The organism is Streptomyces sp. NPDC013187, assembly GCF_042899705.1.
GTDB lineage: Bacteria > Actinomycetota > Actinomycetes > Streptomycetales > Streptomycetaceae > Streptomyces > Streptomyces hawaiiensis_A.
The window spans coordinates 1-17,805 of record NZ_JBIBAF010000003.1 but is presented as its reverse complement, the minus strand read 5'-3'; the positions used below and the strand labels follow the sequence as shown (position 1 = coordinate 17,805).

Annotated in this window: 9 protein-coding genes, 1 tRNA gene and 1 rRNA gene; 1 reads left to right on the top strand and 10 read right to left on the bottom strand. The window is 69.5% G+C overall.

Annotation, left to right across the window (positions count from 1 at the left end; genetic code table 11):
• Positions 1-90 precede the first annotated feature (90 nt).
• The 7 genes from ACFY5B_RS06130 to ACFY5B_RS06100 form a co-directional block, all read right to left on the bottom strand.
• On the bottom strand, positions 91-636 hold the full coding sequence (locus ACFY5B_RS06130; RefSeq protein ID WP_389965203.1) for a CinA family protein: 546 nt from the start codon (positions 634-636) through the stop codon (positions 91-93).
• Positions 633-1,562 carry a CDP-diacylglycerol--glycerol-3-phosphate 3-phosphatidyltransferase gene (gene pgsA, locus ACFY5B_RS06125; RefSeq protein WP_389965200.1) on the bottom strand — a complete coding sequence of 310 codons (930 nt, stop codon included), beginning with the start codon at positions 1,560-1,562 and terminating at the stop codon, positions 633-635. Before pgsA ends, ACFY5B_RS06130 begins: the two co-directional genes overlap by 4 nt.
• Entirely contained in the window at positions 1,559-3,058 is a 1,500-nt protein-coding gene (rimO, locus tag ACFY5B_RS06120; RefSeq protein ID WP_389965197.1) for a 30S ribosomal protein S12 methylthiotransferase RimO, read from the bottom strand. The genes pgsA and rimO overlap by 4 nt, the downstream gene beginning before the upstream one ends.
• A 93-nt stretch (positions 3,059-3,151) precedes the next feature.
• A complete protein-coding gene (locus ACFY5B_RS06115; RefSeq protein ID WP_389965194.1) occupies positions 3,152-4,000 on the bottom strand; it encodes a helix-turn-helix domain-containing protein in 849 nt (282 codons plus the stop codon).
• A gap of 261 nt (positions 4,001-4,261) precedes the next feature.
• The gene (locus ACFY5B_RS06110) at positions 4,262-7,018 is read right to left on the bottom strand and encodes a DNA translocase FtsK (protein WP_389965191.1); all 2,757 of its coding nucleotides are present in this window, start codon (positions 7,016-7,018) and stop codon (positions 4,262-4,264) included.
• 127 nt (positions 7,019-7,145) lie between these two features.
• Complete coding sequence (locus ACFY5B_RS06105; protein WP_030853408.1) at positions 7,146-7,826, bottom strand: two-component system response regulator; 681 nt, start codon at positions 7,824-7,826, stop codon at positions 7,146-7,148.
• 307 nt (positions 7,827-8,133) lie between these two features.
• The gene (locus ACFY5B_RS06100) at positions 8,134-13,605 is read right to left on the bottom strand and encodes a HAMP domain-containing protein (RefSeq protein WP_389965187.1); all 5,472 of its coding nucleotides are present in this window, start codon (positions 13,603-13,605) and stop codon (positions 8,134-8,136) included.
• Positions 13,606-13,987: 382 nt separating this feature from the next.
• Here ACFY5B_RS06100 and ACFY5B_RS06095 point away from each other — a divergent pair, with 382 nt between their 5' ends.
• On the top strand, positions 13,988-16,741 hold the full coding sequence (locus ACFY5B_RS06095; RefSeq protein ID WP_389965184.1) for a SpoIIE family protein phosphatase: 2,754 nt from the start codon (positions 13,988-13,990) through the stop codon (positions 16,739-16,741).
• 46 nt (positions 16,742-16,787) lie between these two features.
• Here the strand turns inward: ACFY5B_RS06095 and ACFY5B_RS06090 are convergent.
• The 3 genes from ACFY5B_RS06090 to rrf all read right to left on the bottom strand — a co-directional run.
• Positions 16,788-16,860: transfer RNA gene (locus tag ACFY5B_RS06090), tRNA-Thr, on the bottom strand.
• Positions 16,861-16,933: 73 nt separating this feature from the next.
• Positions 16,934-17,596, bottom strand: coding sequence for a DegT/DnrJ/EryC1/StrS family aminotransferase (locus ACFY5B_RS06085; protein ID WP_389966426.1), 663 nt, complete (start codon positions 17,594-17,596; stop codon positions 16,934-16,936).
• A 114-nt stretch (positions 17,597-17,710) separates the two neighbouring features.
• Positions 17,711-17,805, bottom strand: a 5S ribosomal RNA gene (gene rrf, locus ACFY5B_RS06080); the annotation flags it as partial.

Here is a 17,805-nt window from a genome sequence, read left to right as displayed (position 1 = left end):
CCGCGTAGCCGCATCCATTACGCCCCACCGTACCGCCTTGCGCCGCGGCCGTGCGGGGAGCGATGTCGTGTTCACTCAGGGCTGCAAACATCAAAACCCCCCGTTCCGTTCCGTATCCTGTGCCCGCTCATTCCCAGTCTGTTCGCCCGCAAGCCCCTCCAGGAGCAGTGCGAGTACGCTCCGTACACTCTCTTTACGAATTTCCGCGCGGCCGCCGTTCAACCGCAGACCCTCCACTTTTCCGCCGCCGGCAGAACCCGGATCCGCCGCGACGGGTCCGTCCACGGCGACGAACACCGTGCCGACGGGCTGTCCGTCCTGTGGCTCGGGGCCCGCGACGCCGGTGGTCGCGATGCCCCAGTCGGTACCGAGCGCCTTGCGCACGCCGGCCGCCATCTGCGCTGCGACCTGCGGATCCACCGCTCCGTGGGTCGCCAGCAGGGCGGCGTCGACATCGAGCAGGTCGTGCTTCAGCTCGGTGGCGTAAGCGGTCACGGAGCCCCGGAAGACCTTGGACGCTCCGGGGACCGACGTGATCTCCGCCGCAACGAGGCCACCGGTCAGCGACTCCGCGACGGCCAGCGTCTGGCCCTTCACCGTGAGTAGTCGCACCACGTCGGTGGCCGTGGAACTCACGCTTCCTTCTCCTCCAACGCGGCCTTGCGCTCGGCGATTCCCTGCCTGCGCAAGACAATGGCCTGTTTCACATAGTCGAGTCCGGTCACCACGGTCAGCACGACCGCCGCGGCCATCACCCACCACCTCAGGGTCGCCAGCCAACCCGTCAGCGCCAGGACGTACATGCCCACGGCCACGCCTTGGGTGAGGGTCTTCAGCTTGCCTCCGCGGCTGGCGGGAATGACGCCGTACCGGATGACCAGAAAACGAAGCAGGGTGATCCCGAGTTCCCTGCCGAGGATGACGCCGGTCACCCACCACGGCAGGTCACCGAGCGCGGAGAGACAGATCAGCGCCGCACCCATGATCGCCTTGTCGGCGATGGGGTCGGCGATCTTCCCGAAGTCCGTGACCAGGTTGTACGTGCGCGCCAGATGACCGTCGAACAGGTCGGTGATCATGGCGATGGCGAAGGCGGCCCAGGCGAAGGCCCGCCACGCCGGGTCGTAGCCGCCGTCGGCGAGCATCAGCGCGACGAAGGCCGGTACGAGGACCAGCCGGAGCATGGTCAGGAGGTTGGCGATGTTCCAGACGCTCGCCTCGTTGACGGCCGCGGCAGCGATCTTCTTGCCCCGCGGCGTCTTCTCCTCACCCTGGGCGTCGACGTCGGCGTCCTCCCCCAGGACGGCCTCACCGACACGGGGCACCGCGTCGGCGGGCCCACCGTGCCCCGGAGCCCCGCCGGGCCCTGGACCGGCAGCCCCACCGTGCCGCGCGTCGGGCGCCGCAGCATGACCCGCACCGGAGGCGGGACCCTCGGCCGACCGCGCGGTCCCGGCCCCGGGAGCCTTCTCCGAGGCAGGCGAAGTCGTAGCGGCCGCACCGGCCGCGGCCCTCCTCGCGCCGGAGGCGCCTCCCGCCGCGGATGCCGGTACACCGGTCATCTGCCCGCCTCCTCACTCCACGCAGGCGACGTGAGCGAGCCCTGCAGCGGCTCGGCCACCAGGTCGACACCCTCCGTACCGACCACCTTCGCCTCGACCATACGGCCGATACGCAGACCCGCGCCGCTCGTGAGCAGCACCTGGCCGTCCGTCTCGGGTGCCTGGTGCTCGGCACGGCCGTACACGCCGTCCTCGTCGACGGACTCCACGAGGACCCGCACGGTCTGGCCGACCCGGTCCTCGGCCCGCTGCGAGACGAGCTCCTCCGCCAGGCGGGAGATGTGGGCCAGGCGCTCGGCGACGACGTCCTCGTCGAGCTTGTCGTCGTAGGTCGCGGCCTCGGTGCCCTCCTCGTCGGAGTAGCCGAAGACGCCGATGGCGTCCAGTCGCGCGCCGTTCAGGAACCGCTCCAGCTCGGCGAGGTCGGCCTCGCTCTCGCCGGGGAAGCCGACGATGAAGTTCGAGCGGACACCGGCCTCCGGCGCCTTGCTCCGGATGGTGTCGAGGAGCTCCAGGAAACGGTCGGTGTCGCCGAAGCGGCGCATCGCGCGCAGCACGCCGGGCGCGGAGTGCTGGAAGGACAGGTCGAAGTAGGGCGCGATCTTAGGGGTGGAGGTCAGCACGTCGATGAGGCCGGGCCGCATCTCGGCCGGCTGGAGGTAGCTGACGCGGACCCGCTCGATGCCGTCGACCTCGGCGAGCTCGGGCAGCAGCGACTCCAGCAGGCGGATGTCGCCGAGGTCCTTGCCGTAGGAGGTGTTGTTCTCGGAGACCAGCATGATCTCCTTCACGCCCTGCTCGGCCAGCCAGCGCGTCTCGTTGAGCACATCGCTCGGGCGGCGGGAGATGAAGGAGCCGCGGAAGGACGGGATGGCGCAGAAGGAGCAGCGCCGGTCGCAGCCGGAGGCGAGCTTGACGGAGGCGACCGGGGAGCCGTCCAGGCGGCGGCGCAGGGGCGCACGCGGGCCCGAGGCGGGAGCGAGGCCCTCCGGAAGATCGGCCGGCGCCACGGCGGGCTCGGCCGGACCGTGCCCGGGCAGGGCGACCGCGGTGGCCGACTCCTGGCGCTCCGCCGGGCTGATCGGCAGCAGCTTGCGCCGGTCGCGCGGGGTGTGGGAGGCGTGGATGCCGCCGTTGAGGATGGTCTGCAGGCGGTCCGAGATGTCCGAGTAGTCGTCGAAGCCGAGCACACCGTCGGCCTCGGGGAGGGCCTCGGCGAGCTCCTTGCCGTACCGCTCGGCCATGCAGCCCACCGCCACGACGGCCTGGGTTCTGCCGTGCCCCTTGAGGTCGTTGGCTTCGAGGAGGGCGTCGACGGAGTCCTTCTTGGCGGCTTCGACGAAGCCGCAGGTGTTCACGACGGCGACGTCCGCGTGTTCGGCGTCCTCCACGAGCTGCCAGCCGTCCGCCTCCAAACGGCCTGCGAGCTCCTCCGAGTCCACCTCGTTACGGGCGCAGCCAAGGGTGACGAGTGCGACGGTACGGCGTTCAGGCATGGGCTCAAGACTACTTCGTCCCGCTGACACCCCACGTCGACGGGGTTGGCCGTTTCCCGGCCAACCCCGTAACAACCGGACCTTTCGGTCTGATCACCCGGCTTCGGGGTCGCCCTTCGTGTACGTCAGGCGTTCGACGGACCCCGGCTGGAAGTCCTCCTCGATCTTCTTGCCGTTGACGAAGAGGTCGATCGCGCCGGCGTCCCCGAGGACGAGGTGGACCTTGGAGCTGTCCTGGAAGGTCTTGGTGTCGCCCTGCTTGAGGACGCCGTCGAAGATCATCCGGCCGTTGTGGTCCTTGGCGGCGATCCAGCTGCGGCCGTCGGCGGCGGCCACGCGGACGGTCACCTTGTCCTGCGGCGCGGCGGCGATGGCACTGTCCGACGGCTCGGGTTCGGGGTCGGCGGGCTTCTTGGTCTTGGTGGTCGGGGAGGCGGAGTCGCTGGGCGTGGAGCCCTCGGCCACGTTCGCCTCGTTGGCGCTGTCGTCGCCGCCCTGGAACATCGTGAAGCCGACGAAACCGATCACGGCGACGATCGCGGCGACCATGGCGGCGGTCCAGTTGGGGCCCCGCCGCTCCGGACGGATGCGTTCCGCCTCGAAGAGGGGAGCCGCCGGGGTCGGCGCCGGCCGGCCGCCGTGCTCGTCACCGTACTGGGCGAGCAGCGGTTCGGGGTCGAGGTGGACGGCTTTGGCCAGGGTCCTGATGTGCCCACGGGCGTAGACGTCCCCACCACAGGGGGCGAAGTCGTCCGCTTCGATCGCGTGCACGATGTTCATGCGGACCCGGGTGGCGCTACTGACGTCGTCGACGGTCAGCCCGGCAGCGATACGAGCCTGCTGCAGGACATGGCCGATGGAGGGGCGGGCTTCCTCGCGGTCTGCTTCGACGTGCTCGTTTTCGAACGGACGCTCGTCTTCAGGGGAGTTGCCGATGGACACGGGGGCGCCTTTCGAGCGTGTAGCCGCCTGTGCTGGAAGTTCAGTCTAGGGGGGTACCAAAAGGGTGGGGCAACCGGGCGGTGTCACTTTGTACGCCATCGGAATGGCCCGACATTCCGATGGTGGGGTCACTGCTTGTCGCTTCGCTCAACTTGACGTACGCCGAAGGGAAACGGTTGCTCGATGATCCCTTACGGATGAGTCACGATCCGGACCCGATTGCCGTAACGCCCCGTGCGGCGATCACCGTGTCCCGTCTCCCTACCCTTCAGACTCCCCCCGGATCAGGGCGAGCACGCCATCCAGCTCGTCAGGCTTCACAAGAACGTCACGAGCCTTCGAACCCTCGCTCGGTCCGACGATGTTCCGGGACTCCATCAGGTCCATCAGCCGTCCGGCCTTGGCGAAGCCGACGCGCAGCTTGCGCTGGAGCATGGACGTCGACCCGAACTGCGTGGAGACGACCAGTTCGGCCGCCTGGCACAGCAGGTCGAGGTCGTCGCCGATGTCCTCGTCGATCTCCTTCTTCTGCTTGGTGCCCACGACGACGTCGTCCCGGAAGACGGGCGTCATCTGGTCCTTGCAGTGCCGGACAACGCCCGCGATCTCCTCCTCGGTGACGAACGCGCCCTGCATACGGGTGGGCTTGTTGGCCCCCATGGGCAGGAACAGCCCGTCGCCCTTGCCGATGAGCTTCTCGGCGCCCGGCTGGTCGAGGATGACCCGCGAGTCGGCCAGCGAGGAGGTGGCGAACGCCAGCCGCGACGGCACGTTCGCCTTGATCAGGCCGGTGACGACGTCCACCGACGGCCGCTGCGTGGCGAGCACCAGGTGGATGCCGGCCGCGCGCGCGAGCTGCGTGATGCGCACGATCGCGTCCTCGACGTCGCGCGGCGCGACCATCATCAGGTCGGCGAGCTCGTCGACGATGACCAGCAGGTACGGGTACGGCTGGAGCTCGCGCTCGCTGCCCTCGGGCGGCTTGACCTTGCCCTCGCGCACGGCCTTGTTGAAGTCGTCGATGTGCCGGTAGCCATAGGCGGCCAGGTCGTCGTAGCGCAGGTCCATCTCGCGTACGACCCACTGCAGCGCCTCGGCGGCCCGCTTGGGGTTGGTGATGATCGGCGTGATCAGGTGCGGGATGCCCTCGTACGCGGTCAGCTCGACCCGCTTGGGGTCGACCAGGATCATCCGGACGTCCTCGGGGGTCGCCCGCATCATGATCGAGGTGATCAGGCAGTTGATGCAGGACGACTTGCCGGAGCCGGTGGCGCCGGCGACCAGCATGTGCGGCATCTTCGCCAGCGAGTGCATGACGTAGCCGCCCTCGACGTCCTTGCCGAAGGCGACCAGCATCGGGTCGTCGTCCTCGGCGGACTCCGCCAGACGGAGGACGTCCCCGAGGTTGACCATCTCGCGGTCGGTGTTGGGGATCTCGATGCCGACCGCGGACTTGCCGGGGATCGGGCTGATGATCCGCACGTCCGGGCTGGCGACGGCGTAGGCGATGTTCTTCGTCAGCGCGGTGATCCGCTCGACCTTCACGGCGGGGCCGAGCTCGACCTCGTAGCGCGTGACCGTCGGGCCGCGGGTGAAGCCGGTGACGCTCGCGTCCACCTTGAACTCGGTGAAGACCGTCGTCAGGGACTCGACGATGAGGTCGTTGGCGGCGCTGCGCGCCTTGCCCGGGCCGCCGCGCTCCAGCAGGTCCAGCGCCGGCAGGGAGTATGTGATGTCGCCGGAGAGCTGGAGCTGCTCCGCGCGCGGGGGCAGGTCGCGGGGTTCGGAGGGCGGGGCCTTGGTGAGGTCGCGGACGCCCGCCCTGGGCTTCTGCGGGCCGGGATCGTCCTGCTCGGGCGTGCCGGCCTTCTTGAGCTTGTCCTGCTGCGGCCGGGCGGCCGGGACGGGCGTCGGTGTGGTCGCCTCCTGGTCCCCCACCCGTACGCCCTGGGTGAGGTCGGCGACGACCGGCGAGGGCGGCATGCCGTGCAGCACGGCTCCGTCGAGGGCGGCCGCGGCCGCCGCGGCGACGTCCACGGCGTCCCTGGACCGGTCCATGTCGGGCTGCGGTACCGCCGAGCGGCGTGGACGGCCTCGGCGCCGCGTGAGCGCCTCCTGCTCGGCACTGCCGGGGTCGTACGCCTCGGGCGCCGGCGCGCGCCTGCCGCGCGGGCGCGCGGGCAGCGCCTCGCGCCACTGCTCCTCGTAGCGCTCGTCGTCGTCGGCGAAGGCAAACTCGTCCTCGGCCGGGTCGCGGACGATCCCGAGACGCACCCCGAGCAGCCGCAGCCGCTGCGGGATGGCGTTGACCGGGGTGGCCGTGACGACCAGCAGCCCGAAGACCGTCAGCAGCACCAGCAGCGGTACGGCGAGCACGTCACCCATGGCGTACGACAGCGGGGTCGCGACGGCCCAGCCGATGAGGCCGCCGGCATCCCTTATGGCCTGCATGCCGTCCCCGCGCGCGGGTGAGCCGCACGCGACGTGGACCTGGCCGAGCACGCCGATGACGAGCGCGGACAGGCCGATGACGATGCGTCCGTTCGCCTCGGGCTTCTCCGGGTGACGGATGAACCGCACGGCGATGACGGCGAGCAGTATCGGCACGAGCAGGTCGAGGCGGCCGAAGGCGCCGGTCACCAAGATCTCGACGAGGTCGCCCACGGGGCCCTTGAGATCGGCCCAGGTGCCCGCGGCGACGATCAGCGCGATGCCGAGCAGCAGCAGGGCGACACCGTCCTTGCGGTGAGCCGGATCGAGGTTCTTGGCGCCCTGCCCTATGCCCCGGAACACCGCGCCGACGGCGTGCGCCACGCCGAGCCAGACGGCGCGCACGAGCCGGTAGATGCCACCGGTGGGACTGGGGGCCGGTCTGGGCGCGACCTTCTTGGCCGCGGCCTTCCGGGCGGGCGCCTTCTTCGCGGGAGCCTTCTTGGCGGCGGCCTTCTTCGCCGGAGCCTTCGCGGCCGCCTTCTTCGCGGGCGGCGGCTTCTTGGCTGCGGAGGGACGTGAGGCCATGGGTGTGAGGTTACCGGGGGAGACGCCAGGGGACACGCGTGTCCACGGCTTCACCCGTTCGTGTCGCTTCGGGAGAGGCGCGAAACTGACGCGCGGTCACGGGCGGGCAATCCCGCCTGCGCACGCGTCAGTTCTGGGAGGACACCGAGGAGGTGCTCCCGGTGCCCGGCTCGAGCGCGTCCAGCGCCCGCCGCAACCCCGTGAGCTTGCGCTCCAGATGAGCCGCCGTGGCCACCGCGGCGGCGTCCGTCGACTCGTCGTTGAGCTGCTTGGTCAGCGCTTCGGCCTGCTCCTCGACGGCCGCGAGCCGCGCGGAGAGCTCCGCGAGCAGCCCGGCCGACTCCTTGGCCTCGCCGCCCGCGTCCTTGCCGTTGCCCTCCAACTGGAGCCGCAGCAGCGACGCCTGCTCCCGCAGCTGGCAGTTCTTCATGTACAGCTCGACGAAGACGGAGACCTTCGCGCGCAGCACCCACGGGTCGAACGGCTTGGAGATGTAGTCCACCGCGCCCGCCGCGTAGCCCCGGAAGGTGTGGTGCGGGCCGTGGTTGATCGCCGTGAGGAAGATGATCGGGATGTCCCTGGTCCGCTCACGGCGCTTGATGTGCGCGGCCGTCTCGAAGCCGTCCATACCCGGCATCTGGACATCCAGCAGGATGACCGCGAAGTCGTCCGTGAGCAGCGCTTTGAGCGCTTCCTCCCCGGACGATGCCCGCACCAGCGTCTGATCGAGCGCAGAGAGGATCGCCTCCAGCGCCAGCAGATTCTCCGGCCGGTCATCGACCAGGAGGATCTTGGCCTTCTGCACCATGGCCCGCCCTCCTCGCCCCGGCGTGGGGCCTCCCCTGTCCGCAGGACCTGCGGCAGCACCGGTGGGTGCCGCCCCAGGGGACGACTCCCTTGCGCCGCCCGTCCTTGTGCCGGTCATCGTAGCCGCACCCCACCCGTCGCCACACCCTGTCACCGTGATGTCACTGTGCTCGTAGCAGAAACGCAGCAGGAGACCAGAAGGTTCCCCAGATCTTGTACTTCTACACGACTATGCGCACACCGAGTCGGCAACTCCGCGTGAACACCGAACCTTCCCGCGATGGTCGCGCAACTGCCCAACGTTCCCCTCATTCCCCTCGCATCCACTGATCCATCACCGCCAGCAGGTGATCGGGGTCGACCGGCTTCGTCACGTAGTCGGAGGCGCCCGACTCGATCGCCTTCTCCCGGTCGCCCTTCATCGCCTTGGCGGTCAGCGCGATGATCGGCAGACCGGCGAACTGCGGCATCCTGCGGATCGCACTGGTCGTGGCGTACCCGTCCATCTCGGGCATCATGATGTCCATCAGCACGACCGCGACGTCGTCGTGCTGCTCCAGGACCTCGATCCCCTCCCGGCCGTTCTCGGCGTAGAGCACCGACAGGCCGTGCTGCTCCAGGACGCTGGTCAGGGCGAAGACGTTGCGGATGTCGTCGTCGACGATCAGGACCTTCTGACCGCCGAAGCGGATGCCGCGGTTCGGCTTCGGCGCCGGCTCCTGCTCGGCGGGGGCCCACTGCTCCAGCTGCGCGGGGCGCGGCGGCAGCTCGGGCATCCTGCGACGGCGCCGGAACAGGGCGGCCGGCCCGTTCTGCGTCTCGCGGTACGACTTCACCTCGGCCGGCGTCTCGACCTCGACGTCCGACAGCTCCGTCAGGTCGGTCGTCGACGCCACCAGGTCGCCTGCCTCCAGGGCGGGCAGCTGCTGCTGGTAGCCCTGGGGCGGCAGTTCACTGGGGTGCAGCGGCAGATACAACGTGAACGTCGAGCCACGGCCCGTCTCGCTCTGCGCGTAAATCTCACCGCCGAGCAACTGCGCGATCTCCCGCGAGATGGACAGTCCGAGGCCCGTACCGCCGTACTTCCGGCTGGTCGTGCCATCGGCCTGCTTGAACGCCTCGAAGATCACCCGCATCTTGCTGGAGGCGATGCCGATCCCCGTGTCGGTCACGGAGAACGCGATCAGCTCGGCCTCCGGATCGGTCAGCGACCCGGTCTCCAGCAGCTGCTCCCGGATCCGCTGCGGCACGTCGTCCCGCGCCGGCCTGATGACCAGCTCCACCGACCCGGAGTCGGTGAACTTCACCGCGTTCGACAGCAGGTTGCGCAGCACCTGCAGCAACCGCTGCTCGTCGGTGTGCAGCGTCGCGGGCAGCTCCGGCGAGACCCGCACCGACAGGTCCAGGCCCTTCTCCGCGGTCAGCGGCCGGAAGGTGGCCTCCACGTAGTCCACGAGCTGGACGAGCGCGATCCGCGTCGGGGAGACGTCCATCTTGCCCGCCTCGACCTTCGACAGGTCCAGGATGTCGTTGATGAGCTGGAGCAGGTCGGAGCCGGCCCCGTGGATCGTCTCGGCGAACTCGACCTGCTTCGGGGAGAGGTTCCCCTCGGCGTTGTCCGCGAGCAGCTTGGCCAGGATCAGCAGCGAGTTGAGCGGCGTACGCAGCTCGTGCGACATGTTCGCCAGGAACTCGCTCTTGTAGCGCATCGACACCGCGAGCTGCTCGGCGCGCTCCTCCAGGACCTGCCGCGCCTCCTCGATCTCGGTGTTCTTCACCTCGATGTCGCGGTTCTGCTGGGCCAGCAGCTCGGCCTTCTCCTCCAGTTCGGCGTTGGACGCCTGGAGGGCCTTCTGCCGCTGCTCCAACTCCGCGGACCGCTCCCGCAGTTGCTCGGTCAGCTCCTGCGACTGCGCCAGCAGCAGCTCGGTCTTGGTGTTGACGGAGATGGTGTTGACGCTGGTCGCGATCATCTCGGCGATCTGGTTCAGGAAATCCTTCTGGATCTGCGTGAACGGCGTGAAGGACGCCAGCTCGATGACCCCGAGCACGCTGCCCTCGAACAGCACCGGCAGCACGATCACCTGCGCGGGCGGCGCCTCGCCGAGCCCCGAGGAGATCTTCAGATAGCCGCTCGGCGCGTTCTCCACCAGGATCGTGCGCTTCTCCTCGGCAGCCGTCCCGACCAGCGCCTCACCGGGCTGGAACGACGTCGGCATCGAGCCCATCGAGTAGCCGTAACTGCCGAGCATGCGCAGCTCGTACTGGTCCTCGTCCGTGGCGCTCATGTCCTCACCGTCCACGAGCGGCATCGCCACGAAGAACGCCCCGTGCTGCGCGGAGACGACCGGCGTCAGCTCGCTCATGATCAGCGATGCCACGTCCTCCAGGTCACGGCGGCCCTGCATCAGCGCGGAGATCCGGGCCAGGTTGCCCTTCAGCCAGTCCTGCTCCTTGTTGGCGATCGTGGTGTCGCGCAGGTTGGCGATCATCTTGTTGATGTAGTCCTGGAGCTCCTGGATCTCCCCGGACGCGTCCACGTCGATCTTCAGGTTCAGATCACCGCGGGTCACCGCGGTCGCCACGCGCGCGATGGCACGCACCTGCCGGGTCAGGTTCCCGGCCATCTCGTTCACCGACTCGGTCAGGTCCCGCCACGTGCCGTCCACGTCCCGCACGCGCGCCTGGCCGCCCAGCTGCCCTTCCGTGCCCACCTCGCGGGCCACACGCGTGACCTCCTCCGCGAAGGACGACAGCTGGTCGACCATCGTGTTGATGGTCGTCTTCAGCTCCAGGATCTCGCCGCGCGCGTCGATGTCGATCTTCTTCGTCAGGTCACCCTTGGCGATGGCCGTGGTCACCATGGCGATGTTGCGCACCTGACCGGTCAGGTTGGACGCCATCTGGTTCACGGACTCGGTGAGGTCCTTCCACGTACCGGCCACACCCGGCACGTGCGCCTGACCACCGAGGATGCCGTCCGTGCCCACCTCACGGGCCACCTTGGTGACCTGCTCGGCGAACGAACTCAGCGTCTTCACCATCGTGTTGATGGTGTCGGCGAGCTGCGCCACCTCACCGCGCGCCTCGATGGTCACCTGCCGCGTCAGGTCACCGTTGGCGACCGCCGCCGAGACCTGGGAGATGTTCCGCACCTGAGTGGTGAGGTTCTTCGCCATCAGGTTGACGTTGTCGCTCAGGTCCTTCCAGATGCCCGTGACGCCCGGCACGTGCGCCTGGCCGCCCAGGATGCCCTCGGTGCCCACCTCACGGGCCACCCGGGTCACCTGCTCGGCGAAGGACGACAGCTGGTCCACCATCGTGTTGACGGTCGTGACCAGCTCGAGGATCTCGCCCTTGGCGTCGACGGTGATCTTCTTCGACAGATCGCCCCGGGCCACCGCCGTCGTGACCTCGGCGATGTTGCGCACCTGGATGGTCAGGTTGTTCGCCATGCCGTTCACGGACTGGGTGAGGTCCTTCCAGGTGCCGGAGACACCCTGCACCTCCGCCTGGCCGCCCAGGATGCCCTCCGTACCCACCTCACGGGCCACTCGCGTGACCTCCTGGGCGAACGACGACAGCTGATCCACCATCGTGTTCAGGGTGTTCTTGAGCTCCAGGATCTCGCCGCGCGCATCCACGGTGATCTTCTGGGACAGGTCACCCCGGGCCACCGCGGTCGCCACCTGGGCGATGTTCCGCACCTGCGCGGTGAGGTTCCCGGCCATGCCGTTCACGGAATCCGTCAGGTCCCGCCACACACCGGCGACGCCGGGTACCTGCGCCTGACCGCCCAGCTGCCCGGCCGTGCCCACCTCGCGCGCCACCCGGGTCACCTGGTCGGCGAAGGCGGAGAGCTGGTCCACCATCGTGTTGATGGTGTTCTTCAGTTCGAGGATCTCCCCGCGCGCGTCGACGTCGATCTTCTGCGACAGGTCACCGCGGGCGACGGCCGTGGTCACCTGCGCGATGTTGCGCACCTGGGAGGTGAGGTTGCCGGCCATGGAGTTGACGGAGTCGGTGAGCTCCTTCCACGTGCCCGACACGCCGTCCACCTGGGCCTGACCACCCAGACGGCCCTCCGTACCCACGTCCCGGGCCATCCGGGTCACCTGGTCGGCGAACGACGACAGCTGGTCCACCATCGTGTTCACGGTGTTCTTCAGCTTGAGCATCTCGCCGGAGACGTCGACCGTGACCTTCTGCGACAGGTCACCGTTGGCGACCGCCGTCGTCACCTGCGCGATGTTCCGCACCTGTCCGGTGAGGTTCCGGAACGCCGTGTTGACGGAGTCCGTCAGGTCCTTCCACGTGCCGGCCGCGCCCGGCACCTGCGCCTGACCGCCCAGCTCACCCTCGACACCGACCTCCCGGGCCACGCGCGTGACCTCGGCACCGAACGCGGACAGCTGGTCCACCATCCCGTTGACGGTGTTCTTCAGCTCCAGCATCTCGCCGGCCACATCGACGGTGACCTTCTGCGACAGATCACCGTTGGCCACCGCCGTCGTCACGGCGGCGATGTCCCGCACCTGGGTGGTCAGGTTCCGGAAGACGGTGTTGACGGAGTCCGTCAGGTCCTTCCAGGTCCCCGCGGCACCCGGCACGTTCGCCTGTCCGCCGAGCTGCCCCTCGGCCCCGACCTCGTTGGCCACGCGCGTGACCTCGTCGGCGAAGATCCGCAGCGTCTCGGTCATCTGGTTGATCGTGTCGGCGAGCTGCGCGACCTCACCACGCGCCTGCACCGTCACCTTGCGCGACAGGTCACCATTGGCGACCGCCGTCGTCACCTCGGCGATTCCGCGCACCTGAGCCGTGAGGTTCCCGGCCATGGTGTTCACGGAATCCGTGAGTTCCTTCCACACTCCCGCGACCCCGGGCACCTGGGCCTGACCGCCCAGCGCGCCGTCGGTGCCCACCTCACGGGCCACCCGGGTCACCTCGGAGGAGAACGCCGACAGCTGGTCCACCATCGTGTTGACGGTGTTCTTCAGCTCCAGCATCTCGCCGGCGACCTGGACCGTGACCTTCCGGGACAGATCACCCTTGGCGACCGCCGTCGTCACCAGCGCGATGTCCCTCACCTGGGCCGTCAGCCGGTACGCCATCGTGTTGACGGAGTCCGTCAGATCCCGCCACGAACCCGACATGCCCCGCACACGGGCCTGTCCGCCCAGCTTGCCCTCGGTACCCACCTCACTGGCCACACGCGTGACCTCGTCGGTGAACGTCGACAGCTGGTCGACCAGATTGTTGACGGTCCGTCCGACCTTCAGGAACTCGCCCCGCAGGGGCTGACTGTTGCCGTCCGGCACCTGCGTCCGCAGCTCCATCCGCGGCGACAGATCACCCTCCGCCACCGCCGACAGCACCCGGCCGACCTCGGAGACCGGCCGCACCAGGTCGTCCACCAGGGCATTCGAGTTGTCGATCGCCGTCGCCCAGGAGCCCTCACAGGCACCCGTCTCCAGCCGCTCGGTGAGCTTGCCCTCGCGGCCCACCATCCGCCGCACCCGCGACAGCTCACCCGTCAGGTGCAGATTGCGGTCGGCCACTTCGTTGAAGACCGCCGCGATCTCGGCCATCACGCCGTCACCCGACACCGTGAGCCGCTTGCGGAAGTTCCCGTCCCGCATCGACACCAGGGCGGCCATCAGCCGGTTCAGGGCCGCCGTGTCCACCTCGGTCGTGCCGCTACGCGCCTTGCCCTGGTTGATCGGGGACTGTCCGCCTTTCGCGCGCGTCTTCTTGCCACGCGTCGCTGCGCCAGACTCCACTGTGTCCCTCCCGCAGGGGTCGACCGTCACTGCTGTGCTCGGGTACCACGCTCGCCGTACCAGTTACTACTGCGTATTCTCTGCCCTGCATACCAGGCCGTTTCCACGGGGGCTGCTGCCCACGGTCACCATCGGGCACACAGCCTGCCCGGACCTTCACAGGAAGCTTGCCCAGTGTTTCACCCTGGCCGAACCAGGCCATAACAGTTCGGCAGCTTCGCACATCGTCCGCACACCCTCCGGACGGAAACACTGCAGACCGGCATCCGCAGGGACCGCGAAGGTAAGTAACCTTGCATCCGGCTGTCCAGCCGCGCCGGTCCGTCCGGCCTGGGCGGTGGCACGAAGACGAGCGGGCATCGGAGGGGCGGCCGCACACAACATGACCACCGGACTGATCCCCGGGGGACAGCCCCCGGACCCCCGTCCGACGGGCAGCCTGCCGCAGCAGCGGCGCGAGCCGGTCGGACCCGCAGCCCAGCACGTCGAGAACCGGTCGAGGAGTTCTGTGATCACCGCGCGCGCGGCCGCCAGTTTCGAGCCCGTCGGGCGATCGGTCGCGAGCGCCCGCTCCTTCGTCCGCGACACCCTCCAGGGCTGGGGCTTCGCCGACATCGTGGACGACGCCGTCGTTCTCACCAGCGAACTGGTGACCAACGCCGTGGTCCACGCCGGCACCTCCGCCGACGTGCTCTGCCTGCGCAGCGACGACGGCGTCCGCATCGAGGTGGCCGACCGGTACCCCGAACGCGAGATCCCCCTCCAGGCCGCGGCCATCAACATGGGCAGCCCCGACCGCGAAGGCGGCCGCGGCCTCCAGCTGTGCGCGGCCCTCGCCGGCCGCTGGGGCGTCGAGTACATCCCCACCCACAAGACCGTCTGGTTCCAACTGGATCTGCCCGCACGCGCGGTGGGCACCCGCGCGGCCGGCCCCGCCCTCCCTTCCGAGCTCCTCCCCCTCGCCGACGGCCGGGTCCGCGTCGCCGTCATCCAGATCGACCGCACCGGCCACATCACCGCCTGGAACGAGGACGCCGAGGAACTCTTCGGCTACCCGGCCGAGCAGGTCACCGGCAAGCCCCTGACCGACCTCGCCGCCTGGCCCCACACCCCCGGCACCAGCACCGGCATCGCGGAAGCCCTCCGCCTCTCCCGCTGGGAAGGCAGCTACGGCATCCGCGCAGCCACCGGCCGCGTCACCCCCGTCTACGCCTCCCACCTGCGCGTCCGCGACACCGGCGGCGAGCCGTCAACCGTGTGCCTCCTGGTACGGGACCACGAACGGGCAGTTCTGCAGACGCCCCTGCGCGTCCCCGCCTCCGACTCCGCCACCGGCGCCGAGGGCCAGAGCACCGACCCCTTCGAGGTCTTCATCGGCTCCCCCGCCCCGGACGACCTCGACGGGCTCCTCCAGCGCACGGTCGAACGCGCCCGCGACATGCTCGACGGCGACTCGGCGTTCCTCCTGCTGGCCACCGACGACGAGACGGAACTGGAGGTCCGCGCCTCCACCGGCCTGCCCTCCGCCCGCCAGCGCTTCGCCCGCGTCCCCGTCGAAGCCGGCCCCGGCCGCTACGGCTCGGCCCGCATGCCCGCCGTCCACGACGACCTGACCGCCGTCCCCGGCGCGGTACCGCTGCTGAACGGCACGGGCATGCGCTCGGTCGTCACGGTCCCGCTGAAGGTCGAGGGCCGCCTCACCGGCTCCCTCGGCGTCGCCGCCGAAGCCCCCGCCAGATACTCCAACGAGGAGGCGCTGCGCCTCCAGTTCGCCGCCGACCGCATCGCCCTCGCCGTCGAATCGGCCCGCCTGGGCGAACTGGAACGCCTGCGCCGCGGCTCCCTCAGTTTCCTCGTCGAGGCGTCCGACCTGCTGGCCGGCACCCTGGACCGCGACCAGACCCTCGCCCTGATGGCCCAGATGACGGTGCCGACCCTCGCCACTTGGTGCGCCGTCTACACGATCGCCGACCAGGCCTCCGAGCCCTATCTCTCCTACGTCCTGCACGAGGACGAGGAGCTCATCGACGGCATCAAGTCCCTGCTGTCGAAGGTCCCGCCGCCCGACCCGGTCCCCACCCCCGGCGCCCGCGTGTGGACGGCCCCCGGCGAGGTGGCCCACCAGGCGGCCCTGCGCACCTCCATGCGCAGCCTCGGCCTCAGCGGCAGCACCACTCGCCAGGTCACACCCGGCATCGGCCCCACCCTCGCCACCGCCTCCGCAGTCGGCGGCGAGACCGTCGTCCTTCCGCTGGTCGCCCGCAACCGCGTCATCGGCATGCTGACCCTCGGCAAGCCGACCGACGAACACTTCCGCCAGGAGATCCTGGAACTCGCCGAGGACCTCTCGCGGCGAGCCGCCCTGGCCCTGGACAACGCCCGCCTCTACTCGGAGCGCACGGCGATCAGCCAGTCCCTCCAGCGCAGCCTCCTGCCCCCGGAGCTGCCGCTGATCGACGGCGTCGAGGTGGAGGTCATCTACCGCGCCGCCGGCGAGGGCAACGAGGTCGGCGGTGACTTCTACGACGTCTTCCCCATCCGCGACGGCGCCTACGGCTTCGCCATCGGCGACGTCTGCGGCACGGGCCCGAACGCCGCAGCGGTCACGGGCCTGGCCCGCCACGCCCTGCGCCTGCTGGCCCGCGAGGGCCTCAGCGGCCCGACGGTCCTGGAGCGCCTCAACTCCGCGATCCTCGACGAAGGCGCCCGCAGCCGCTTCCTCACCCTCCTCTACGGCGAGATGCGCCCCCAGGAGGACGGCAGCGCGGAACTGAAGGTGGTCTGCGCCGGACACCCGCTGCCGCTGCGTCTGCGCCAGGACGGCTCGGTCGAGCCGGCCGCGGAACCCCAGCCGCTCCTCGGCGTCATCGAGGACCTGGAGCTCTACGAGCAGACCGTCACCCTCGACCCGGGCGATGTCCTCCTGTGCGTCACGGACGGCGTCACGGAACGCCGGGAGGGCCCCCGCATGCTGGGCGACGACGGCCTCGCCGACGTCCTCACGACCTGCACGGGCCTGACGGCGGGCGCGGTCGCGGCGCGCATCATGCGCGCGGTGGAACGCTTCGCGTCGGACGCCCCGTCGGACGACATGGCGATCCTGGCCATGCGCGTCCCGGGCCTTCAGAAGGACTAGGAGAACGCGAAAGGCCCCACCCGTGAGGGTGGGGCCTTTTTGCTCGAGCCCCCAAGCGGAATCGAACCGCTGACCTTCTCCTTACCATGGAGACGCTCTACCGACTGAGCTATAGGGGCCTGTTGCTTGCGAGGTTTCCCCCGCGGCAACGGAATAGATCATACCCCGAACGGAGCCGTGCTCCCAACCATGTCAGAAGGCGGGCTGCAGGAGTCCTCCGAGGGCATTGCAGGCGGACACGATGCGCTGCATGTCGCGCTTGGTCAGCGACGCGTCCACCGGTAGCGCCAGCGTCTCGTCGGAGGCTCGTTCGGTCTCCGGCAGCGAAACACACCGCCGGAATTCGGGCAGCCGGTGCACGGGCGTCTTCACCGGCACGCGGCACTCAACTCCCTTGGCCCGCACGGCCCGCGCGAAGGCATCCCTATCGGGTCGCCCATTGCCGGGAACCCGCACGACGTACTGCTGATAGGTGTGCCCGTCACCGTCCTCGGGCGCCCGGACACCCCTCAACTTGGCGTGCAGATAGGCCGCGCGCTCCCTCCTCTGGGCTATCTCGTCATACGGCGCCTCGGACTCCCCCTGCTCCAGTACGAGCAGTCCGTGCCGCTGTCCGAGCGCATGCAGCCGCGGGATGTCGGCGAGTCGCCCGAAGCGGTGTACGGCGACCACGGCCGCGGTCCGCGGAGTCACCGCCGCTTCCACAGCGGCGACATCGAGGCAGTAGGTGGCGGGGTCTATGTCGGCGAACACCGGAAGAGCCCCGGCCTTGGCCACGGCCTCGGCGACCTCGACGTTACCGAAGGCCGGCACCACGACCTCGTCACCGAGTCCGACACCGGCGGCCCTGAGCATTGCAGCAGTACCCATGCTGTGGATGCTGCTCGCACAACGTGAACTTCAAGTGACGTGCAACAAAAAAGGGTTGGACCCGAAACCGAAGTTCCGGGTCCAACCCTTTCAATGATTGTTCGGCGGCGTCCTACTCTCCCACAGGGTCCCCCCTGCAGTACCATCGGCGCTGTAAGGCTTAGCTTCCGGGTTCGGAATGTAACCGGGCGTTT